The sequence below is a fragment of the Vibrio sp. 03-59-1 genome, assembly GCF_013114135.1.
Taxonomy (GTDB): Bacteria; Pseudomonadota; Gammaproteobacteria; order Enterobacterales; family Vibrionaceae; genus Vibrio; species Vibrio cortegadensis.
Genome location: NZ_VTYA01000004.1, coordinates 12,916 through 36,228 on the forward strand (window position 1 = coordinate 12,916; position 23,313 = coordinate 36,228).

Annotated in this window: 21 protein-coding genes; 9 read left to right on the plus strand and 12 right to left on the minus strand. The window is 41.4% G+C overall.

Features of this window, described 5'->3' with window-relative positions; genetic code table 11:
- Positions 1–69: 69 nt before the first annotated feature.
- From F0249_RS04870 to rsuA, 3 genes are all read right to left on the minus strand, one after another.
- Complete coding sequence (locus F0249_RS04870) at positions 70–729, minus strand: DUF2913 family protein (protein WP_171756028.1); 660 nt, start codon at positions 727–729, stop codon at positions 70–72.
- Entirely contained in the window at positions 729–1,973 is a 1,245-nt protein-coding gene (locus tag F0249_RS04875; protein ID WP_171756029.1) for a Bcr/CflA family multidrug efflux MFS transporter, read from the minus strand. Before F0249_RS04875 ends, F0249_RS04870 begins: the two co-directional genes overlap by 1 nt.
- A gap of 186 nt (positions 1,974–2,159) precedes the next feature.
- The gene (gene rsuA, locus F0249_RS04880; protein WP_113796033.1) at positions 2,160–2,855 is read right to left on the minus strand and encodes a 16S rRNA pseudouridine(516) synthase RsuA; all 696 of its coding nucleotides are present in this window, start codon (positions 2,853–2,855) and stop codon (positions 2,160–2,162) included.
- 135 nt (positions 2,856–2,990) lie between these two features.
- Here rsuA and F0249_RS04885 point away from each other — a divergent pair, with 135 nt between their 5' ends.
- The 4 genes from F0249_RS04885 (at position 2,991) to F0249_RS04900 (ending at position 7,326) form a co-directional block, all read left to right on the plus strand.
- A complete protein-coding gene (locus F0249_RS04885; RefSeq protein WP_136995861.1) occupies positions 2,991–4,733 on the plus strand; it encodes a DEAD/DEAH box helicase in 1,743 nt (580 codons plus the stop codon).
- A 113-nt stretch (positions 4,734–4,846) separates the two neighbouring features.
- On the plus strand, positions 4,847–5,242 hold the full coding sequence (locus F0249_RS04890; RefSeq protein WP_017053732.1) for a PepSY domain-containing protein: 396 nt from the start codon (positions 4,847–4,849) through the stop codon (positions 5,240–5,242).
- A gap of 37 nt (positions 5,243–5,279) precedes the next feature.
- Positions 5,280–5,939: a response regulator transcription factor gene (locus tag F0249_RS04895; RefSeq protein WP_017053731.1), complete on the plus strand. Its 660-nt coding sequence runs from the start codon at positions 5,280–5,282 to the stop codon at positions 5,937–5,939.
- Between the two features lie 34 nt (positions 5,940–5,973).
- The gene (locus F0249_RS04900) at positions 5,974–7,326 is read left to right on the plus strand and encodes an ATP-binding protein (RefSeq protein WP_171756030.1); all 1,353 of its coding nucleotides are present in this window, start codon (positions 5,974–5,976) and stop codon (positions 7,324–7,326) included.
- A gap of 120 nt (positions 7,327–7,446) precedes the next feature.
- Here F0249_RS04900 and F0249_RS04905 read toward each other — a convergent pair whose 3' ends face one another.
- The 4 genes from F0249_RS04905 to F0249_RS04920 all read right to left on the minus strand — a co-directional run bounded on the left by F0249_RS04905 (position 7,447) and on the right by F0249_RS04920 (position 12,324).
- On the minus strand, positions 7,447–8,577 hold the full coding sequence (locus F0249_RS04905) for a hypothetical protein (protein WP_171756031.1): 1,131 nt from the start codon (positions 8,575–8,577) through the stop codon (positions 7,447–7,449).
- Positions 8,578–8,623: 46 nt separating this feature from the next.
- The gene (locus tag F0249_RS04910; RefSeq protein WP_171756032.1) at positions 8,624–10,186 is read right to left on the minus strand and encodes a hypothetical protein; all 1,563 of its coding nucleotides are present in this window, start codon (positions 10,184–10,186) and stop codon (positions 8,624–8,626) included.
- 100 nt (positions 10,187–10,286) lie between these two features.
- Positions 10,287–10,895 (minus strand): penicillin-binding protein activator LpoB, encoded by a 609-nt coding sequence (gene lpoB / locus F0249_RS04915; RefSeq protein ID WP_171756033.1) that lies wholly within the window; start codon positions 10,893–10,895, stop codon positions 10,287–10,289.
- Between the two features lie 19 nt (positions 10,896–10,914).
- Positions 10,915–12,324, minus strand: coding sequence for a hypothetical protein (locus F0249_RS04920; protein ID WP_171756034.1), 1,410 nt, complete (start codon positions 12,322–12,324; stop codon positions 10,915–10,917).
- A 249-nt stretch (positions 12,325–12,573) separates the two neighbouring features.
- Here F0249_RS04920 and F0249_RS04925 point away from each other — a divergent pair, with 249 nt between their 5' ends.
- The gene (locus tag F0249_RS04925) at positions 12,574–12,846 is read left to right on the plus strand and encodes a hypothetical protein (protein ID WP_171756035.1); all 273 of its coding nucleotides are present in this window, start codon (positions 12,574–12,576) and stop codon (positions 12,844–12,846) included.
- A gap of 276 nt (positions 12,847–13,122) precedes the next feature.
- On the opposite strand, the gene F0249_RS04930 is transcribed toward F0249_RS04925, so the two are convergent.
- Both F0249_RS04930 and F0249_RS04935 read right to left on the minus strand, forming a co-directional pair.
- Positions 13,123–14,505, minus strand: coding sequence for an LssY C-terminal domain-containing protein (locus tag F0249_RS04930; RefSeq protein ID WP_171756036.1), 1,383 nt, complete (start codon positions 14,503–14,505; stop codon positions 13,123–13,125).
- Positions 14,506–14,593: 88 nt separating this feature from the next.
- Positions 14,594–15,322 carry a glycosyltransferase gene (locus F0249_RS04935; protein ID WP_017053728.1) on the minus strand — a complete coding sequence of 243 codons (729 nt, stop codon included), beginning with the start codon at positions 15,320–15,322 and terminating at the stop codon, positions 14,594–14,596.
- A 487-nt stretch (positions 15,323–15,809) separates the two neighbouring features.
- Between F0249_RS04935 and rplY the strand changes: the two genes are divergently transcribed.
- Entirely contained in the window at positions 15,810–16,088 is a 279-nt protein-coding gene (rplY, locus tag F0249_RS04940; protein WP_017053727.1) for a 50S ribosomal protein L25, read from the plus strand.
- A gap of 199 nt (positions 16,089–16,287) precedes the next feature.
- Here rplY and F0249_RS04945 read toward each other — a convergent pair whose 3' ends face one another.
- Entirely contained in the window at positions 16,288–17,199 is a 912-nt protein-coding gene (locus tag F0249_RS04945; protein ID WP_113796028.1) for a LysR family transcriptional regulator, read from the minus strand.
- Positions 17,200–17,361: 162 nt separating this feature from the next.
- Here F0249_RS04945 and F0249_RS04950 point away from each other — a divergent pair, with 162 nt between their 5' ends.
- From F0249_RS04950 to F0249_RS04960, 3 genes are all read left to right on the plus strand, one after another.
- A complete protein-coding gene (locus tag F0249_RS04950) occupies positions 17,362–18,549 on the plus strand; it encodes an MFS transporter (protein ID WP_136995857.1) in 1,188 nt (395 codons plus the stop codon).
- Between the two features lie 282 nt (positions 18,550–18,831).
- A complete protein-coding gene (locus F0249_RS04955; RefSeq protein ID WP_136995856.1) occupies positions 18,832–19,500 on the plus strand; it encodes an SDR family oxidoreductase in 669 nt (222 codons plus the stop codon).
- 20 nt (positions 19,501–19,520) lie between these two features.
- Positions 19,521–20,624 (plus strand): alkene reductase, encoded by a 1,104-nt coding sequence (locus tag F0249_RS04960; RefSeq protein WP_171756037.1) that lies wholly within the window; start codon positions 19,521–19,523, stop codon positions 20,622–20,624.
- Positions 20,625–20,694: 70 nt separating this feature from the next.
- Here F0249_RS04960 and F0249_RS04965 read toward each other — a convergent pair whose 3' ends face one another.
- Together F0249_RS04965 and F0249_RS04970 are read right to left on the minus strand one after the other, a co-directional pair.
- Positions 20,695–21,540 (minus strand): universal stress protein, encoded by an 846-nt coding sequence (locus F0249_RS04965; protein ID WP_171756038.1) that lies wholly within the window; start codon positions 21,538–21,540, stop codon positions 20,695–20,697.
- 10 nt (positions 21,541–21,550) lie between these two features.
- Positions 21,551–23,038, minus strand: a complete 1,488-nt coding sequence (locus F0249_RS04970) for a SulP family inorganic anion transporter (protein WP_171756039.1) — start codon at positions 23,036–23,038, stop codon at positions 21,551–21,553.
- Between the last annotated feature and the right edge of the window lie 275 nt (positions 23,039–23,313).

The following is a 23,313-nucleotide window of genomic DNA, read 5'->3' on the forward strand; positions in this document are numbered from 1 at the left end:
AAAGAGGCATTATAATTCAACGATTAAAACGAATCCGCTAACCGATGACCCAATCAATTAACCAATCAATTAACCAATGACGCTAATCGGAATTTCAGCTAATTCAACGCCGTGATTTCCAGGGTAAACAATATACTCACCATGGTATTTAACCAATGATTTGTAGTCAGTGCGTTTGTGCAGCATGAAACCAGCGTCTGCGGCCATCTCAATAAACTTCGCGTGATTGCCACGAACAAACCAATTCATTGGTCGTGCCATGATTTCACCGTCAAAAGAGTCATCACATTGATCAGCACACATCGCGAAAGAGTCTGCGCCATCCGTAAAGAACTGAATCTTCTCACCATTAGTTAGCACTTCTGTATTCGTTACACACCAACCCGCTTCATCCATTTTATCGATGAACGCTTCAACATCGCTGTCTTTTAATGGTTTAGTGTCGTCACCTTGTGGAAACATCTTTCCGTAGAAGGCCGAAATACGTTTGAACGTAAACAGAAGATCGGATTGGTTACCTTTAGAACGACCCGATTTTTGCCAGCGAATCATGTCGCTGCTAATACACTTATTAAACACTTTGGTTTTAATGTTTTTCGTTACCCAACGAACCAGAAAGTGGTTATTTGCAACAGGAGCATTGACCAACTTTCCGCTTTCGTGTTCCGCTGCCATCTCTTCTAATGCAGCGTTTACTAATGCTTGAATTTCAATATGGTATTTCGACATTATGCCTTTTTCCCTAATGTCCAATATAACAATGCTGACAGCACAGAGCAGGCTGTCATCACCAAAATCATTGGTACTGCGGTTGTGGATGGGAACATTGCCACCAAAGCACCTACAGCAGAACCAGTACCGAAACGAAGTGTTCCAGCTAACGAAGAAGCAGTACCCGCCATTTTCGGATAACCGCTAAGTAATAACCCCATAGAATTACTACCGATTGTTGAGAGTGTTCCGATGAATAGAACGACAAATGGAACAATTCCCCACAACCCAAGATCGAGCGCCCAGCCCGCAAATAGGCCAACACCCGCTAACAGCTGAATGGTTAAAGCAAAGCGCAGCATATTATGTGAGCCCACTTTTTTCACCATGCGACCATTAATGCTCGTCATCAAAATCATCGCAATGATATTCATTCCAAACAGATAACCAAAGTGATCAGGTCGTACGCCATAAATATCAATATAGACGAATGCGCCAGCGGTCAAGAAAGCAAACATTCCGGCAAAAGAGAATGCACCTGAAAATATCAGCCCCATTGCCACTGGATTCTTAAATAACCGAGCGTAATTTCGAATGGTGGTTCTAAAGCGCAATGGTTGTCTCTTCTCTACTGGCAATGTTTCCGGAATTTTCCAGAACACCGCAGCAATCACCAGTGCAGCAAAAATAGCGAGCACCCAGAAAATAGAACGCCAACCAAACCACAGAGCCAAATACCCCCCCACCATAGGCGCAACTAACGGCGCGATCGTCATCACTAAGGTAATGAACGACATGGTACGAGCGAAATCTTCACGATCAAACATATCGCGAACCAGAGCTTGTATCACCACAGCCGCAGCAGCCCCCGCAAAGCCTTGCGCGGTTCTGACATAAGTTAGCGCTTCAATACCCGTCGTTGTCGCACTCACTACCGCAGCAATGCCAAAAAAGAGCACACCAATGATGAGCACAGGCCGACGCCCAAAACTGTCGGCCAAAGGGCCATGCAGCAACTGACCAAACGCAAAACCAGCAGTATAAGCGGTTAACGTAATCTGAACCGCACCAGCAGACACGCCAAGATCTTTAGCGATCGTCGGCATTGCTGGCAAATACATATCGATAGCTAAAGGTGTCAGCGCACCAATCGCACCCAAAATTAAAAATAGCAACAACCCTAATTTAGGCGGCTCATTGGGGTTCACGCTTGTCGGCTGAGTATTTCCCTGCGAAATGCTTGGTTCAGTGGTTGTGGTCATAACTCTCCTATGCGGAAGTGGAGGTGATAAGTAGGCGTAAGACTAAGTATTACAAACGAAAACTATCATCAGATATTGCAATAAAAAATAAATCAGAACTTCGAAACTAAAGAAAAGCCACGACCAAATGGGCCATGACTTTAATACGCGAACATGAAAATAAACGTCAGGCTTTAACCTACGCCACTATTTCCAAATAGAATCCGCTTCTTCTTGAGTTAAATAACGGTACTCACCTAACTCTAACTCTTCATCTAATTCAATTTCACCAATTTTTTCACGGTGAAGTGCTTCTACTTTATTACCCAAAGCAGCAAACATACGTTTTACTTGATGGTATTTGCCTTCATGGATAGTCAGTAGCACCTCTTTTTCGGCGCGAACTTCGAGATGTGCAGGCAGTGTTGGCTCTTTTTCACTGCGAAGCTCAATACCTTGCTTAAACTTCTCAACATAGTCATCTTCAACAGGTTCAACCAGCCATACGCGGTATGTTTTTTCACATTTACGCTTAGGCGATGTAATGCGGTGAGACCATTGGCCATCATCGGTGATCAGAACTAAACCTGTCGTATCAACATCTAAACGGCCAGCAAAATGAAGTTCGTCCATTTTGATTTCATCAAGCAATTCAAATGCGGTTGGATTAGAACCATCTTCATGTGAACAAACAAAGCCTTCCGGTTTGTATAGCATTATGTAACGAGGGCCTTTCACCGTTATTTCGCGCTCTTGCCACTCAACACAGCACTGCTCTGTTACTTTTACAGAACCGCTTTTTTTCTTCTCGCCATTTACGGTTACTTCGCCTTTTCTAAGAAGGATTGTCGCTTCTCTACGAGTAACACCTAATGAATCACACAAAAATTTATCTAAACGCATGAATACCTCGACTAAATTAAGTCAGGTATTATAGTCTTGTTTTACTCAATAGTTGAGCTATTTCACATTATTTGTGTAAACCGCCGCTGCTCTTATTCTATTTGCTTCATTTGAAAGGTTAATAAACGCATCCCTATGTACACACTTCGCCCTTATCAAGCTGATTCAGTTAAAGCGGTCATCCACTATTTTCGTAAGCACAGCACACCTGCGGTTCTCGTACTGCCCACTGGAGCAGGAAAAAGCTTAGTCATTGCAGAACTCGCCCGTCTCGCTAAAGGACGAGTTTTGGTGATGGCGCACGTAAAAGAGTTAGTTGAGCAAAACCACGCGAAATACGAAGGTTATGACTTAAAAGGGGCCGTATTCTCGGCGGGTTTAGGTCGTAAAGAGACCGATCAACAGGTCGTCTTCGCCTCAGTACAATCCGTTGTTAGAAACTTAGACGCTTTTGCGAATCAGTTTTCACTCTTGGTCATTGATGAATGCCATCGCGTACCCGATGAGAAAACAAGCAGCTACCAAAAAGTCATTTCCCACTTAAGAGAGATAAACCCCGGCATCAAAGTGTTAGGCTTAACCGCCACACCTTATCGCCTAGGCATGGGGTGGTTATACCAATACCATACTCGCGGCCAAGTTCGCTCTGAAGAACCGAGATTTTTCCGTGACTGCATTTTTGAACTGCCGATTCGTTACCTGCTTGATGAAGGTTTTTTGACCCCCGCCAGAATGATTGATGCTCCTGTACTCAGTTATGATTTCTCTAAGCTTAAGCCAGCAAACACTGGGCGATATAAAGAAGCGGAACTGGACATGGTCATTGAGCAATCTAAACGCGCCACACCGCAGATTGTCGACCAAATCATTCAACTGGCACAAGACAAACAAGGCATAATGGTATTTGCGGCAACGGTTCGTCACGCGCAGGAGATTTTAGGCCTACTGCCAGCTGGAGAGTCCGCAATTGTCATCGGTGATACTCCTACATTAGAGCGCGATCAGATCATTAATGACTTCAAAAACCGCCATATCAAATTTCTCGTCAATGTTTCGGTGTTAACCACGGGTTTCGATGCGCCTCATGTGGATTTAATCGCGATTTTGCGACCAACAGAATCAATCAGTCTCTATCAGCAAATTGTAGGTCGAGGGTTACGCCTATCTGAGGGAAAAACCGAATGTTTAGTACTCGATTATGCAGGCAATAGCTACGACCTTTATCAACCAGAAGTGGGCGATCCAAAACCGGATTCTGAGAGCGAAATCGTCACCATCCCCTGCCCGGCTTGCGGTTTCAATAATAACTTCTGGGGAAAGCTAGACAGTAATGGTTTCTTACTAGAGCATTTTGGACGTCGCTGCCAAGGTTATTTTACCGATGAAGAGACTCAAGAACGGGAGCATTGTGGATACCGATTCAGAGCTAAATATTGTGGCAACTGCGGAGCAGACAATGACATTGCCGCGCGTATTTGTCATGAGTGCGATGCCACTTTAGTTGACCCTGATAAAAAACTAAAAGAGGCTCTCAACTTAAAAGATGCGTTAGTATTTGAGTGTCTTGAGATGGATTTAAATGTTCATAAAGACTCAACAGGAAAATCTCAGCTTAAAGTCACCTATCTAGGTGAAAACCAAGCTCAAGTTCATGAGTTTTGGCCATTAACCACGAAGAAGCAAAAACAACTGTTTAAAGATCAATTTGTTCGACCTCACCTTGCGGATAGACATCGACCATTTGAAGAGAGTTCACCCACTCGCGTCGTCGCTAACCAACACCGCTTTCGCCCTCCTCAATTTGTGGTAGCAAGAAAGGTCGGACGATTTTGGAAAATGCGCGACAAAATATTTGAAGATGAAATGCAAAGCCGTTAAGTCTACAGATTTAACTTACAATCCACTTATTCACTTTATGTTCATCTATGTTTAATTATACTGAGTATGGAAATATCAACGCTGCCCTATCAGGTTATTGCTTAGGAAATTGTATGAAAAACAAGGCACAACATACGCTTATATCTTGTCTGATTTTATCCATTTTTTCAGGTCCATTAGCATTCGCAAAAGATCATCAAAATGGGCATAACATCGTTCTAGATGAGCATAAAGCAGGGACTCGCGTGGAGATCGATGAAGATCAAGACGAAGTCTACGACGCAGTACAAGCAGGCTTAATTAAACCCTTTTCAGAGCTTTATGCGGCAGTTGAATCTCAATTAAACGGCCGTCTTATCAAAGTCGAACTAGAAGAAGACGACGATGAGTGGGTGTATGAATTGAAATTAGTGCATAAAAACAGCGTCATCAAAGTTGAATACAATGCTGCCACCTTAGAAATGATTGAAATAAAAGGCCGCAACCTTCACGATGTCATTAAGAAATAATCCAAACTGAAATCCAATCCTAAAGAGAAAAACAATAATGAAAATTTTAGTTGTCGAAGATGAACCACGTCTTGGTGAACAAATAATTGAAACCCTCGAAAATACTGGCTGGGTACCTGAACTTTCACAAGATGGCATTGATGCTTTATACCGCGCCACATCAGAAGAGTGGGACGCGATTGTGCTCGACCTTGGATTGCCAAAACTCGATGGCTTAACGGTTTTAAAAAGTATTCGAGATGAAAATATTAATACTCCGGTAATTATTTTAAGTGCGCGTGACACGCTGACTCAACGTGTTGAAGGTTTGAATGCAGGCGCGGATGATTACTTAACCAAACCGTTTGAAATGATAGAACTGATTGCTCGAATTCGTTCGCAGCTTCGTCGCGCATCTGGCAATGCCTCTCCAATCATGCAAATAGGCGATCTTAGCCTTGATACTCGAAGCTCAAAAGTAATGTGGCAAGGTCAAGCCATGAGCCTTACTGCCCTAGAATATAAAGTGGTCGCTTACTTTATGCATAACCCAGAGAAAGTCATCTCTCGCACCGAATTAGTTGAACATATCTATAAACAAGATTTTGACCGAGATTCAAACACCATCGAAGTATTCATAGGTCGGATCCGTAAAAAAATCGCACCTAAGGTCATCAAAACAGTGCGTGGTTTAGGGTACAGACTCAATGCCAACTAAGCACCACAAAGCTTCTATGCATAACAGAACCTCTATGTATCACAGAACCTCTAAGCAGAGGCTAAAAAATATCAGCCTGAAAAGCCGCCTACTATTGGCGGCTGCCTTATGGCTGTCGGCTATGATTTTGGCCGCAGGACTTGGTATACCGAAACTGGTGAACGATTACTTATTAGAAGACGTTCACAACCAACTTAACCGAAGCATGGATGAGATCACCGCGAACATAGAAGCGGATGATAGTGGCAGTTTATCCATGAGCGCACGCTTATCTGATCCTCGTTTTATTCAACCTTATAGTGGCTTATATTGGACAGCTTCTGCTGAATCACACACTTTACGTTCTCGTTCTCTTTGGGATAAAAGCATACAAGTTGAAAAAACAGGACTGAAGACCATTGCGCGTGGCGCTCAAGATGAGAAGCTGATTTACATCGAACGAGAGATTTATCTCCCTGAGCTTTCGACACCCATTTCCATTTTGATCGGGCTAGATGAAGATCCACTTGAAGAGACCTTACACAGGCTTACTGGTCAGTTATGGGTTATTTTAGGTCTACTGTTTACCGGTGTTTTAATCTTAATTGGAGCACAGGTCAGTTGGTCACTCAGGCCATTGACGAAAATGCAGCAAGAACTTGCGATGTTACGTAGCGGCGATCAGCAAGCGCTGAGTAATAACTACCCTCAAGAAGTTTCTCCGCTGGTGTCTGATCTCAATGCTCTGCTATTTCATTACCAAGAACTGCTTGAACGCGCTCGAAACCATGCAGGTAACTTGTCTCACGCACTGAAAACGCCTCTCTCTATTCTAAAAAATGAAATTGATACCTTAGAGTCAGAACCAAAGGCCAAGCTCACCCCTCCCATCAAGCAGATTCAAGATTATATTGATTACCATTTAAGCCGCGCTCGAATGGCGGGATCAATGAATATTCTCGCAGTTAGAACCTCACCCAGTGAGCGTGTCGATGCGATTTCAATGGCGTTCGATAAAGTGTTTGCTGAACGTAATGTCGTGCTCGTGAATGAACTAGATAGTGATCTTTTTGTTAACGTGGATAAAACCGATCTTGATGAAATGGTCGGTAATTTACTCGAGAACGGTTACAAATGGGCTCACTCTATTATCCGTGTTCATGCCGTTCAAACCAGTGACGACAACGCGACCATTATGATTGAAGATGACGGCCCTGGAATTCCAAATGATCAGATAGATCAGGTAATCAAGCGTGGTGTTCGATTAGATGAAACCACAGCGGGAACAGGGCTTGGCTTAAATATCGTCAGTGAAATGGCACACAGTTATCGCGGTTCACTTGAATTGGAAAGAAGTAATATGGGCGGTTTAAAAGCCACTCTCACACTGAAAGTGTCCCAAGAGTAATAGGATCGTACCTTCCACATGATTAAAAAAGTGACGAAGCCTTACTTCGTCACTTTTGCCAATTTGATGCCTGAAGAACAACGATAGAAAACTCTTAAAACAAAATAGTTAAATTTTGATTTAGAGTATAATCCCTCCATGTGAACTGTCGACAATTGACTCTTCTTTTACCTCTACAGGTTTAGGCTTTTTCGCTTTCTTGACGATTTTTTGCTTAGATTTAATGACTTCAACAATCATCGTGGGTTGAATACTCTCTACATTTGATGTCGTAACCGTTGCGTATAGAACTTTACGATCAATACGGGAAACTTTCGCTTCACCTACTTTTACAGTCTGATAGCCAATGACTTCCTTGGTATATGGGTCTCGGACTTTATTACCAACTGTAGTGATTTTCAGTTTCTGACCGAGAACAAATATCTTACCGTCAGTGGGAATTGCAATCTCATTGACTTCCGGGTATACCGCAGCAATTCGCATAGGGAAAACGGCATCGGTAATATCTTCATACACCTTATTCGCCGCCAACTTAGCCAGCAAACTTAAATTGTTCCGTGAGGAAGTTGATTTTTTCGAACTAGCGTACTTCACTTGGCCAGTCGCTCCAGAAATCACTCGATAATTCACTTCATAAATTGATGAATACTTTGTTTTTATAGAACCTGTCACATTATTAGTCAGAGGATCTGTTTTTCGATTATCAACTTTCCAAGAATTCGTATTCGCCTTTTTAAGCGTCAATTCAATCAGATAATCCATTTGTTCATCAACAGCGTTTTCAATAACAGCAAACTTCCCGCCGCCTCTTGTAAACGACTGTTCTAATGCAGCATTAAAGTTATCACTCAACTTACCTTTAAATTTCTTAATTGAAACTTTTTTGCGATTGAGGTTCTCAATCACGGTCTCTTTTGACTCTTTAACTACTGCAACAACTTTAACGAAGCACTTATCGCCATCACATTCCGACTCAACGATTCTATATTCTTTGATCACACCATTTGCGGCTAAATCAAATGTTTTACCTGTCGCTTTGGATAGATCCGTTGTCCCATTCTCTTTAAGTAATGTTGACACTGACTTTTGATTCACATTTATTGTCGTGTTGTTTGTTTGCTTAACTGCAGCGACCAAAGCGTCATCAGTCGCGGCACTAATACTAACGCCATAACCAGTGGCTTCAACTTCAACTAATTTTGCTGACACAATTGCTGGCAAAATCAGTAACAGTAGAAATAATTTGTTCATTATTACATCCTAAAGTATTACCCCACGAGCTAACGCAGGGAGCCAATTAAAAGTCAGAATCATCCATCAAGTCTTGTGACATGATTAAAGATTGTTGCGTAGGCTGTGTCTCACTGTAAAATACGCCAGGGGTTGTGGCTTGTTCTTGACCCGCAATAGAACCTCCACCGTTATATCCACCAATACCTTTTGACGTGTCAGCCCCTTGTTGAGCACTATAACTTTGAGAAGCTGCTGCGTATTCCGGGCTCCATACGTAAACAACTCCAGTGATTTTCTTATTAGTTACAGGATGGTAATTGTCATAAGTACCAATTTCCTTCAATCCTTGCATACCTTTAGTCGACGAGTTCATTTCAGAAAATGACTTAACCTTTTTGACAAGATCAGTAATTTCTTTCGTCTTAATTTTTTCATTTTGCCCATCAAATGTAACTGTAAATTCTTTACGCGTTGTTTTTCCAATTGCACTTTTTTTATTTGATACACCTTGTAAATTGAATACTTCAGACAACCCACCTAAAGCGCGAGTCAATGCCTCATCAGCTGCAAAGTCTGTTTCATACATATCGTAATCAAACGTCCCTTGTACATATGGGTTAGAAGTTTGTCCAAAAGACAGTAAAACGGGATAGCCACGTTCATTCCACATCAGTTTGGTACCGACTTCTTTATAAAGGTTGTTGTATTCTTTGTTAAACCAAATATATGGATCTATGCCCTTGCCTACTTTTTCAGGAACCGGTTGATATGAAGAACCACCTTCATAGATCGAGCGAATTTGACGCTTTGATTTTTCAGAGCCACGAATCACGACACCAACCCAAGTGACACCTTCTTCACTAACTGCTTCAAATGAACGTACAACGTAGCTTCCCGAGATCTCAGCTGCAGCATCAACACTCTTTGTAGTCACGACCGTCGACTCATTGCCCTTAACTGTTTTAGTCATCGGCTGAAGTTCAATACTATCTGAAAGGTTAACTTCTTTTCCCGTTTCACTTTCTATCACTGCATCTGCAACACCTGCTGTTATATCTAAGTTCGCTTCTCTATTTAAAAACGCTCTCTTTTCAGAGTCCGTAAAACTAACGTTTTTTTCGATACCGTTATCAAATGAGGTGCCCTTTAACGTTGACGAAGACAAATCTGCATTAATTTCAGTGATAAAGTTAACGCGTGCTACCTGAATCGCATCACCGAATGCTGCAATACGATGGTCTCCCCATTTCAAATCTGTTTTATCCACAGAGACTTTCGCAGTACCGCTATGAACAAACGATTTTTTATAGGCGGCACCAAGCTTTGCAGCTTTAGCTCGTTCTTTTTTCTTTACTTGAGCGACATAGAATTTGATTTGTGCATCAACACAACCTTTAGGGTTCAATGTATACCCCAAGCTATCGATTACACACTCTTTGGCTATACGATGTTGGATTCGTTGAATTGCTATATCTTCTGGGTCTTGAGATTGAGTTGCGTGTTTTTCTTTCTGAACGGATTGTGTATCGTTAGTTGCTACAGTGTCTACAACTGCAGTATTACTTAAATTCGCCAGTGCGTTCGTTGAACCCATCGCAATAGCAATTAATATTGAAATTTTTTTCATGTTACCTACTTCGCGCTATTCGTAGTAAACGCGTAAAAGACATTACCTGAGTGTTTATTCGTTAAAAAAGGTACCCACTGGATACCTTTAGTCATTTGTCTTACCAGCTAACCGTTGAGCCGTCAGCCACTTTGCCAATTACAGTTTCTGACTCAAAATACGCTAATCCGTTATCAAGGTTTGTTAGAGTTAACTGGAAATAGTATTCAATCTTTTGGTCACCGCTATCTAATGAATTAACACGCTGAAGAATAGTTCCAGACAAAGAAAAATCAGGCATGATTATGTTGTTTCCTTTAGCTGTGCTCTTATTCACAATCGAAGATTCCTGCATTTTTCTTGACTCTACAACAAGGGAGTCTTTGTTTGCCCCAATCGCATTTGTCGCTAAAAATTTACCAGAACGAAGTAGACCAACACGAATTTTTTTAGCTATTTGTTCGGTGGAAATACGCTGCATAGTGTCATTAGTAATATCGCTTACAGCTATAACGTAACGACCGCCAGATTGAGCCTTAGGATGAACAAGCAAAGGAGAAACAATCATTTCTTCAATTGCCTCTTGTGCTGCTTGTTCAAAATCAGCGTTCGATAGTCCAGCCGTAATATTTGTTGTTTGATCACTACTATCAATATATTGCGTTGTCGTTTGGCAACCTACCATGATTAATGCAGAAACAGCTAGAGTGATGAATTTTGATAATTTCATGTTATTTCCTAGATTTTAATTATTGGATATTAATGACTGATACAGTTGGCTTTACCACTGAGTTCATCGTGCGTACATAGACAATTGAGTATTTTGCATCTGGATCAGTAGTTACCGGGATATCGAAAACACCAGCCTTCATAACAAACGAGTTTTGTTTAGGTATGCGCACTGCGTTTACAGTGTTTGGTAGAAGAACATTCGTGCGAATATCAGCACTGGTCGAACCCAGGGTATAAAGCATGGTTCCAAGCTGTAATAATGCGCCAGCGCCTGTCTCATCTTTCTTTGCAGCTTCTGCAGCCGCAACTTGCATTACAACCTTAGAGATACTAGATGCAGCAGCGCGAGCTTTAATGGCAGGAAGCTCTTCTTTAAATTCAGATTTAATGATTTTGCTCACATCCGCTATTTCAGAAGTAACAAAATGACCTACTTTAAGTTCTTTAACCGCAGGTGTACCAGTTCCCATCTTTGGTATCGCATAAGAAGCGATTTGAGCCTTCCCCGTTAAAAGAAACACCGGTAAATCAATCCTAAATTCTGACTTCTTAGGTGCCAAACCATCTTCATGAATAATCCAAGTCGTCGGCTTCATTTCAGAATCAGCAACGCCTTTTGCCAGAGATTGCGCCATTTGCATATCAACCTTTACGGAAGCATTTTTGCTAATGCCATACACTCGCTTGAAACCATCAATCGCTTTGTTGTAATCAGACTGCGATTTGCCTTCAAGCATAAAGAACAATGATGAAGCATAAGTGACTGCCGGATTTACGTAACCTTCGTAAGGGGCCCACTCACCTCCGGTCATATCAATACCTGCGGACTGCATTTGGGTATCAATATCACCCATCATCTTACTGTAATTGATCTGTTTAACATCTTCTGTATTTGCAAGCTCACGCTGCTCTTTGATGATATCTGAGAAAGCCTCTGCAGCACGACGTTGGCGTTCATCAGCACGATTAAATTCAACACGTGCAATGGCTGGATCGCCATCATGCCAAAAAGACATTGCCTTATAGTGATTAGCATACACCATGTCAAATTGCGTTGGCTCATAGTCAAGGACTGCATCATTCACTAAGACTGCACCTGTCGCTTCACCAGTATTTTTCAGAACACCTTCAGAATTTTCGTCTCGAAATGATTTTTCGGCAGAGTCAAAGTACATAATAGTTCTTTGATCATTACCAGTAGCATGATTCAGGGTTCCCGCTTGCAGAGCCCATAAAAGATCGCCTGCTTGACCATCTTCAGGATTGATATCACCAGCAAGTTGCTCTGTATTAATTAGTGCTGTTGCGACATCTCCCTTTTCAAGAGGCTCATTTAATTTTTTATAATCGCTATTTTGTATAAGAGTAGAACAACCAGAAGAAACCATAACGGCGAAAGCAACAGAGCTAACTCTCAAATAATTCATTTAATTAATTACCTTTCGATTTATAAAACACAAAGCCCCCATAACCAACAAAAAAAATTCTGTTTATTAATTGGCATGAGCTAATAAAATTTTTCGGCATCATATGGTATAAAATACGAAAAGAAAACAAAAACAGTACGATATTTTATTTGATGAAATAATTAGTAGATTCTAACAATAATATTACACTTTACATGATATGATATACCATATAAATTACACCCAAACATAAATATATCAGGTAAAAAAATGAACAAACTATTAACAGTGACAGCGACTTTAACTTTGTCTTTCAACGCAATGGCTTTTGGCCTACCTAAAGTTGAAGCGCCTAGTATAAGTACAGATACTCAGAACATTGTCGCTGCATTACGAGTTATTCAAGATGGTGGTATTAAGTGCTCAAAAATCACTGATTTTAAACTAGCATCAAATGTAAAAGGTTACCAAGTTGAATGTGATGACCAGAAGAAATACACTTTGTTAGACACTGATAATGGTTTAATATTACAAGTAAAATAATCTTGCTTGATATTAGTCTAAGGTAGTTACTAGCAGAGCGAGTACTATTTTTGTCTAGTTTGCTAGACAGCGACTCTAGAACAATATTGAAGAGGTGTTCAAATTCTAAACTGAATTTGAACACATCGTTAAATTTATCAACTCATCATACTATCAACGGCATCAAGCTTGGATTCGAGTAGAAACTCGTTCCCACTTCAGACTTAATATTCAATATGAAAACCTCCAATTTGCATCACGCATCTTTTCTTTCATATCAAACAAAATTGCAAAGCCTTACTTCGTCACTTTTGCCAATAACGTATTCTCTTTAATCACTAAGACTTGTCCGTCACTGTAATAATCATGCTGGTCATCTAGCACCGTGATTTGCCCTAAAGCTTGCATTTCGGTACTCCAGTTAAGGTTAGCCAGTTCAACCTTCGCCGCGAATTGGTCACGTTCATGGTCGACATTTGGATCAATGCTGTGCAAAACAGTCACAATACCGCTATAGGGCGTCAGTATTAACCCATCATCATAACTGATTGCGCCAACCCAACGTGGTTGTTGGCTAATAGGATCAACACCCGCTTTCCACCAGCGAACATGACTCCGTTTCATCAATGTTCCTGGAAGTTGAAACGCCATATGTTGAGGTTCTTCATTCCAAAAAAGATCCGACACGGGCGGTGTTTTATCGCTTAAAAGTTGTAAGTAATCTTTCCACTCAATCTCATCACGGGAAAAGGTTTTGTTCTCAATCCAACCAAGCTGTGCCATTAGTGTTCGAGGCGATTCTCCAATGAGCACCAGATTCAGGGCTTGGGCATCAAAAAAGGGAGACTTTCCCGGATACACTTTAAAGTCTGATGCCAACAACGGTGTCGACATTAAATCGTCGCTAAAAGTAACGGACGCGACTGGAAATGCTGTTTTTAGAGAAATAAGGGAAGGGTTTGCGTTTTCTTTATACTGAGAAACAACCTCCATAGTTTGAGTATTCCCAGGTGTTACCACTGCATCATCACTGAACCAAAAGAAATGGCTATAGTTGACACCTAACATTCCAATAAGCAAAAAGCCGATACTTTTAGTCACTGGGAATCGCCAATTTTTCTTGTATGCGATAAAAGCCACAACAGCGGTAGAAGCAAATAACATCAACAAGTATTGATGTTCCAACACAAATGTTTTGGCCGCGTCGACAAAAGGGACTTGTTCAATACCAGCACCTAACAGATAGCCCCAAAAGACAAACTGCCCAACGCCAAGCATTACACCAAAAGTGTCAAATAGACTGAATCTACGCCACTCGATGTTTTGTGTACCCGCCATAAACGGGACCACCCACGAAACAGGACCAAGTAAACGAGAGAAGGCGAGTACATAATTGCCTCTTTTCTGCATCAATATCCGACAGCGGGCAATAGGACGACGAATCTTAGGCTGAAAACGCATTAATTTTCGTTGCGCTGAATTCCCAACTTTTCGGCCAATCCAATAGCTGGCCTGATCACCAACCAGAGCTCCACATAGTACGGCAATAACACCAAGCCATACGCCTTGGTACAACTGGTAACCCGCCGCAATTAAAAACGGCTCTCCTGGGACAAATAAATTAGGGCCAATGAGTGCATCTAACAATGCACCCAGAAATAAACCCGCGCTTTCCCACATAACCACCTCATGACTCTGCTGTTTCTCTTCTTTCTAAACCACTCTACGATATTGGCCACACCGACACATTCAGTGCAGCCAATATTGATCAGCCCTCAGAGTAATGACCAAATTTGTATTCCATCTCGTTATTACGCATTTCACCGATGAAGAAACGGCGCACATTAGCCTTAAGGTATGTCAGCCCCATTTTGAACAACCCATCTTGATCTAAACGTCGTGGATCAAACTCGAAGCGAAGTGAGAGGAAACGAAATCGCCACGTTTTACTGGCCCTTTTGACGTAGTCACAGTCTTCACACAACGTGATATTTTCATCGAACCCGTCTAAGGCTTGGTGAACTCTTTTCGTTGAGAAAATACACGCGCCTACTGCGGTTGGGAAAAAGAACTGCGTAATAAATAAGCCGCCATTAAACATCGCATAACCCGCTTTATGTAAAAGAGGCAGATTTTTAGACCCCATGTAGACACCAGCAACTTCAAGTTTTCGTTCATTCAACTGAGCAATCGCCATGGCTAGAAAATCTGAACTCAAACGAACATCGGCATCTAAAAACAGTAAACGTTCGTGCTTGGCTAATGATGCTCCTGTATTTCGTCCTAAGCTGACTCCGCGTGTGCTCATTTTATGGATGGAAAGCTCAGGCAAGCTTGATTCATAGGCTGCGGCAACGTCACATGTTGAATCGTCACTATTCGAATCCACCACAATCACTTCAAAATCACGATGGCTCTGTTTACTTAAGTCATCCATTAAACGGCCAATTCGTTTTTCTTCATTTAGGGTAATCACAACAATGCTAATCGGGTTCATAATCTTCTCCATCTATTGAAATAATGTTTTGTTTTTATATTCTGATGAAGAGATTAACGTGCGGTGACTTAACCTATCGTGAGTAAGACATTCAGGTTCAGTTCATGCTTTTGAGTTTGATTATCAATACCGTACACCAACCTACCAGTATTCAAATTGAAGTTCGCATTGAGTATTGAGAATTGAGAATTGAGAATTGAGAAAGTAAAACAGCTTACGACAACGAGTAAAATCGAATCACAATGCCTAAATAATCATCCCTTTCGCTTTAACCACGAGTTCTCTACTAACATATTTTAAAAACTAAGCCATTAGTCGTTCAATTAGAGAAGGATTCAGGACAATACTCTTGCCCGAACCAACAGAGAATGGTAGTATCCGCGCTCGCAAGAATAGTAACTACCAATTTTCTATTCTTGCTATACCGCATCAACTAGGTCGCTATGTTGGTGATGAAGTTTAATTTTACTATTTGAGAGTAAAACCTATGAAATTTGAAGCAGTAGTACGTACTGAACTAGGTAAGGGTGCGAGCCGCCGCCTACGTCACGCGGGTAAATTCCCAGCAGTAGTTTACGGTGGCGAAGCAGCTGCAGTAGCTATCGCGCTTGAGCACCACGTTGTAATGAACCAAATGGACAAACCTGAATTCTACGAAGAAATCACTCTAGTGATCGACGGCGCAGAAGTTAAGGTTAAGCCACAAGACGTTCAACGTCACGCTTACAAGCCAAAAGTTGAGCACATGGATTTCATCCGCATCTAATTCCTTTTTGGAATTAAGTGGATAAAACCATTACCTGCTGCATAGAAAGATAATCGGCATTACCAACCGAGAAATCTAAAAATTAGAAACCCCGATGCTACCAACATCGGGGTTTCGCCGTTTTAGAGCCTAAAATTTTCATTAATAAATATTAAGTTAATCATGCTGTCGTATTTATCTTCGACTATGGCTCATTTCATTACTTACGAAATTTATCAAAAAGAAAGTCTAGAAATAGCCGAATCCTCTTAGGCTGATATTTCTTACTCATATAGACAACATTCAGGTCAGCACTTGATACTGATGTCGATGTGTTAAAATTGGTCATATAACCATTCAGTACCGTAACCAAGCGTAAGTTATCGATATCGTCCTGCACGTCTAGTATTGATTTCAAAGCAATCCCCGCCCCTTCTAATGCCCAATGCCGAACCACTTCGCCGTCATCTGAAAATCGTTTAGGCAATACTGTTATTACATTCTTTTTATCCGTATCTTGAAAATGCCACGTTTTAAGCTCTTCATTACTACGAACCATCGCAAGGCAGCGATGATTTACTAAATCTTGCGGGGTTAATGGCGTGCCATACTTCGCTAAGTATTTCGGTGATGCACACAGGACTCGATGGCTTGACGATAATCGTCGCGATATCAAACTGCTATCGGCAAGCTCACCATAACGTATAACAATATCGATACCCGATTCAGCGATGTTTGAGACATCGTCATTCAAATATAAGTAAGGCACCACATCTGGGAATTGTTCACAAAATTCAGACAAGATGGGAAGGATATGTTGTTTACCTATGTCTTTTGGTGCGCTGATTTTAAGTGACCCTTTGACTTCTTTCACCCCATTCAAAATGAGATTCTCTGTCTCTTTTACATTTTCAAGGATCTCAAGACACGCTTTATGGTAAAGATCACCAGAATCAGTGAGAGATATATGCCTTGTGCTTCGATTGAGCAACTTGACTCCATAGCGTTCTTCCAATCCTTGTAGCCTTGCCGTCATTGTTGCAGGAGAAAGCCCTAATTCACGCCCTGCCGCCGCTAACCCTTGATGCTTCACCACACTCACGAACATCGCCATATCAGAGAATTTATCCATCTCTTACCTCTTCATTTCTCGTGCCAGTATTACCGCTCAATCACTACTATTCAGATAATCCGAATAATGATTTTACATTTTACCCAATTATCAATTTAAGTCGAACAGATAAAATAGTTGCCATAAGTTAATTACAACAAAGAATAAGCTAAAGGTAACATCATGAATAAAGAAAAAATGCCCTTTCAAGTCTGGATACTCACATTGGCTGCTTTCGCCATCGGTACTGCCGAATTTGTGATTGCTGGCATCTTACCGCAAATTGCAACATCCCTTTCGATCACTGAAGGTCAAGCTGGTTACTTAATCAGCGCCTATGCATTAGCCATTGTGATTGGCGGCCCTGTCTTAACCATTTATTTAGCCCGTTTTAATAAGAAGGTCGTTCTAACTGGTTTAATGGCACTATTTATTATTGGCAACGTATTATCGGCGCTAGCACCAACCTACCATTTATTACTGATTAGCCGTGTCATTGCTGGCCTTGTTCAGGGGCCGTTCTATGGCATTGGTGCCGTTGTCGCAACCAATTTAGTCACCGAAAAAATGGCAGGCCGTGCTGTTGGCCAAATGTTTGCGGGCTTAACGCTTGCCAATGTTCTTGGTGTTCCCGCGGGTACTTGGATCAGTTTGCAGTTCGGATGGCACACCACCTTCTTTACGGTTGCTGCATTTGGTGCCGTCGCTATGATTTCAATTTTAACTTCAATAAATTCAACAGGTCATAGCGAAGCAAAAGATATTAAAACTCAGCTGATGGCATTTAAAAACCCAATGCTGCTCATTAGCTTAGCAATCACCGCATTATCATGGTCTGGTTTTATGGCTCTGTATGGCTACCTCGCGCCAATTGCTATGCATATCACGGGCTATGGTGAGTCTGCTGTGACATGGATTCTGGTTATTGTGGGAGTTGGTTTAATCATTGGCAATATTTTAGGTGGCCGCTCTTCTGACAAAAACTTAGGAAAAGCATCGATGTTCTGGGCTGTCGCCATGATTATTTCATTAATTGCCGTTGGCTTGGTGGTTGATAACAAAATTCTCTTTGTCATCACCGCATTTATCTTTGGGATTGCGTCGTTTGCAAACGTGCCGGCCATGCAACTTCGAGTGATGAATCACGGCGGTGAAGGCCAAGAACTCGCAGCAACAGCAAACATATCGGCATTCAACTTAGCCAATGCATTCGGTGGTTTCCTAGGCGGCATGGTACTCGATAGCCAATTAGGAGCAAGCATGATTCCTTTTGCTGCCGTAGTAGTTCCCGTCATAGGCTTACTATTCATTGCGAAAGCCAATCAAAAAGAAAAAACATCAGCACTAGTTACACCAAGTCTCGCAAATTAGTTCTTTTAGAAAGGCTCATAACCTGAGCCTCATTACAAAGGAGCCGTTCGATGGTTTTAAATCCAAAAATGACAAAAATGACAAAAAATTCATTAAATCAATTCGCTATTAACGACATTCCCTTTTGCTTCTCAAAGAAGAATATCGATATTTTTGATTATAAATTAGTTCAGAGAATAGAGAGTCTCGTTATTATTTTCTTAGGTGTTCTATTTCTCCTTTTACTCTAATCAACAGCGGTTAACCGCATCATCCTATTACGATTTTTAGAAGGTACACATTATGAATCAAGAAAAAACCACATTTGTCATCATTGGAGGCACTTCTGGGATTGGCGAGGCGGTAGCTCAGTACTTCACTCATGAAAATAATACTGTTCATGTGGTAAGTCGCTCTACTGGCCTAGATATCAGTGATGAAAAATCAGTTCATCATTATTTTGAGTCGATTGGGCCAATTGATCATCTTGTTGTTACAGCAGGGTCATCGGCTCCCTCCGGGAGGTTAATTGATGTTGCTATCACAGAAGCAAAATCAGCTTTTGATACCAAATTTTGGGGCTCAATTCACGCGGCTAAACATGCAGCTCGTTATCTAAAACCCAATGGCTCAATCACCCTCACCACGGGCATGTTATCTCGAAAGGTGGTGGCCAACACTTATACAAAATCAGCAATAAATGCCGCCTTAGAAGCGGTGACCAAGGTGCTCGCCAAAGAATTGGCTCCAATTCGAGTGAATGCTGTAAGCCCAGGATTAACAGCAACAGCCGCTTATCAAAATATGGATACAAAATCTCGTGAATCTATGTATGACAACGCAAAACAGAGCTTGCCTGTTGGTCACATTGGCCAAGCCTCAGATATTGCGATGGCTTATGTGATGGCGATTACAAATCCATATATGACAGGTTCAATCATCGATATTGATGGCGGCGCATTAATTAACTAATACGAGCGAAAGGTAATAACATGAACACATTATTTGAGAAAACCAACTTAAAAAACATCGGCTTGCAAAATCGAGTCGTAATGGCTCCAATGACTCGGGCACGTACGAGCCAGCCGGGGAACATTCCAAATGAAATGATGGCGACTTATTACAAGCAACGAGCCACTGCAGGGTTAATTATTTCTGAAGCAACACAAATATCAGACGACTCTCAAGGCTACTCATTCACTCCTGGTGTTTACACAGATGAACAAGTCAAAGGATGGCAACCAATCACATCGGCGGCTCATCAAGCTGGTGCTGCGATGTTCTGTCAATTATGGCATGTAGGAAGAGTATCTCACCCGACGTTCCAGAAAGGGGAATTACCTATTGCCCCCTCTGCTCTTGCTCCTGTTGAAACCAAAGTATGGATTGCAGATGAACAAGGCAACGGCAATATGGTCGATTGCATTCAGCCGAGGGCAATGACGCACGATGACATCCATCGTGTCATCCAAGATTTTGCCTACTCTGCAAGACGTGCAATAGAAGCGGGGTTTGATGGTGTAGAAATACACGGTGGTAACGGATACCTGATTGATCAATTCCTTCGAACTAACTCCAACCATAGGATCGATGAATATGGCGAAACTCGTGAAAACCGTATTCGTTTTCTGCTTGAAGTGGTTGATGCGGTAAGCAAAGAGATTGGGGCTGACAAAGTTGGGGTTCGCCTTGCTCCTTTCATCACGTTTAAAGACATGGATTGTCCAGATATTGTGCCAACTATTCTTGAAGCTTCAAGAGAATTACAAGCACGTGATATTGCTTATTTACATTTATCAGAAGCCGATTGGGACGATGCACCAATTATCCCTGAAAGCTTCCGTATTGAGCTACGAAAAATATTTACCAATACGATTATCGTCGCAGGCAGTTACACACAAGAACGCGCTAATGAGATCCTCAACAAAGGCTATGCTGATCTTGTCGCTTTTGGTCGCCCGTTTGTCTCTAACCCAGATTTGGTATCACGCTTAGAGAATAACTATGACCTAGCAGCATTAGACGGCAATACGTTATTCGGCGGTAACGAACAAGGCTATATTGATTACCCAACTTACATTGAAAGCCTCGTATAAAAGCAAAACGCCTAAAGCAATCTACTTTAGGCGTTATTTTATTAGCTAATGTTCACTTATATGCCCATAACTAACGTATTAATAATAAAGGTAATTCACTTTTTATTAATACCTTGGTTGTATTGCTTCCTAAAAAAAACTGCCTTAGTGTTGAATGCCCATAAGCCCCCATTACCATCATGCCTATTTGATGATCTTTCTGGTATTTCAACAAAGCATCATCAACAGATCCTGACAGTATGTCTTCATGTACACTAAGCCCTGCATTTTTCAATCTAATCGCCGCTTTCTCAAAAGCCGCACTCTTTGCCGCAAAGTCATCCACCATTACTAAATGACAATCTAATCCAAAAAGCAGAGGCGTATTAATCGCTTTTTCAATCAGCTTTTCACTCGTTGGACTGCCATCAAAAGCAATGAGATAAGATGTTGGGATAGAAAATGGGGCATTAACTACTAACGTATGAGATTTAATAGAACGAATCACACTTTCAAGTTGAGAACCTATCGTTTTATTGCTGCCCTGCTCTTCACCTAATTTACCAATTACTAACACTCTGAGTTCATTTTCTAAATCAATCAGGCTTTCAAGTAAACTTCCATGTCGCTGTAGTTGCTCAACATTAGTAATGCCTTCTTTCATTACCCATTTAGCCGCTTCATCCAACAATTGTTTTCCATGCTTGAGTGCGACTTTACTACGAGCCTCATCCAACTCGGCAAGTTCATTTAGCAACTCTTCTTGGCTACCTAATCCAATTTGTCCAGAAAACTCACTGACCACTGGCCTGGCCGTTTTATCGAGAACATGCAGTAAGATAAGCGGCACATTAATCTTAGATGCTACCCATGCACTCGCTTCGCACGTTGCAGGCGTCATAGGGGAACCATCAATACAAGCTATGATATTTTTCATTCTTTAATCCTTAATGTCCGGCCAATAGTTTTTCAACTTCTTCTGGTTTGTCATGCACACCAAATTTATCGACAATAGTCTGAGTGGCTTGGTTCATTCCAATAAGTTCCACTTGAGTTCCCTCTCGTCGAAACTTAACCACGACTTTATCCAAAGCAGATACCGAAGTGACATCCCAAAAGTGCGCAGCCGATAAATCAATCGTCACACTCTCGATCACCTCTTTGAAATCAAAAGAAGTGATAAATTTATCCGATGACACAAAAAACACTTGCCCTATTACGGTATATTCACGCGAGCTATTTTCGTCTGAATTATTCTTTATCACCATCATGCGGCTGATTTTGTTGGCAAAGAATAGTGAAGCAAGCAACACTCCGACCAAAACACCAATAGCCAAATTATGCGTCATTACAACAATAACCACAGTGGATAGCATTACAATATTGGTTGATATTGGATGCTTTTTTAAATCCGAGATCGAACTCCATGAGAAAGTACCAATTGCAACCATGATCATCACTGCAACTAAAGCCGCCATTGGTATTTGTTTTAACCACGGGCCAAGAAACACCACCATAACTAATAAAAACACACCCGCTGAAAGTGTAGATAGCCGACCACGTCCGCCAGATTTTATATTAATCATTGATTGGCCAATCATCGCACAACCAGCCATTCCACCAAGAAAACCGGTAAAAACATTGGCAACACCTTGCCCTTTACACTCTCGGTTTTTGTCACTATTGGTATCAGTTAAATCATCAACAATCGTCGCTGTCATCATCGACTCTAATAGCCCGACCACTGCTAAACCAATGGAGTATGGCAATATAATCAATAAGGTATCTATGTTTAATGGTACATCAGGCCACAAGAAAATTGGCAATGTATCAGGCAAATGCCCCATATCTCCAACAGTACGAATATCAATATGAAACGACATAGAAATTGCGGTTAGTACGATAATACACACTAACGGTGAAGGGATTAATTTTCCGATTACTGGTAGATATGGGAAAAGATATATAATCCCTAAACCTGCAACAGTCATGGCGTATACGTGCCAAGTAACATTAGTAAGTTCAGGAATTTGCGCCATAAAAATAAGTATCGCTAGCGCATTAACAAAACCTGTGACTACTGAGCGTGAAACAAAACGCATCAAACTGCCCAATTTTAAATAACCCGCTAAGATCTGCAATATTCCAGTAAGTACAGTAACGGCAAGTAGGTACTCTAACCCGTGCTCTTTAACTAACGTGACCATCAATAATGCCATAGCACCTGTTGCAGCAGATACCATGCCTGAACGACCTCCAGTGAAGGCGATAACAACCGAAATACTGAATGAGGCATACAACCCAACTTTAGGGTCAACACCTGCAATAATAGAAAAAGCGATAGCTTCAGGAATTAAAGCTAGAGCAACAACGATACCCGCAAGCAAGTCGCCACGGATGTTAGACATCCAATCAATTTTGAAATTTTTAAACATTGAATTCTCAATTTACGTACTGAAATACGCACCAGAAATAGATCTGGGGTGTAAATAAGTGCTTCTTTGATAAATTTTAAACGCGGAAAAGTAACCGAAAATACGGCATAGAATTAACAAGCGCAGAGAGTTAAGCCAAATACTCAGGCGAATACAGGGCTTTAGTTAGCAATGAAGCTATGGGAGGGTGGAACGTTAAGGCGGCGTAATTAACACAGAGATTAATATCCTCTAAATCAGACAGGAGGCGAGTCTATATTTATAAAATATCAAAG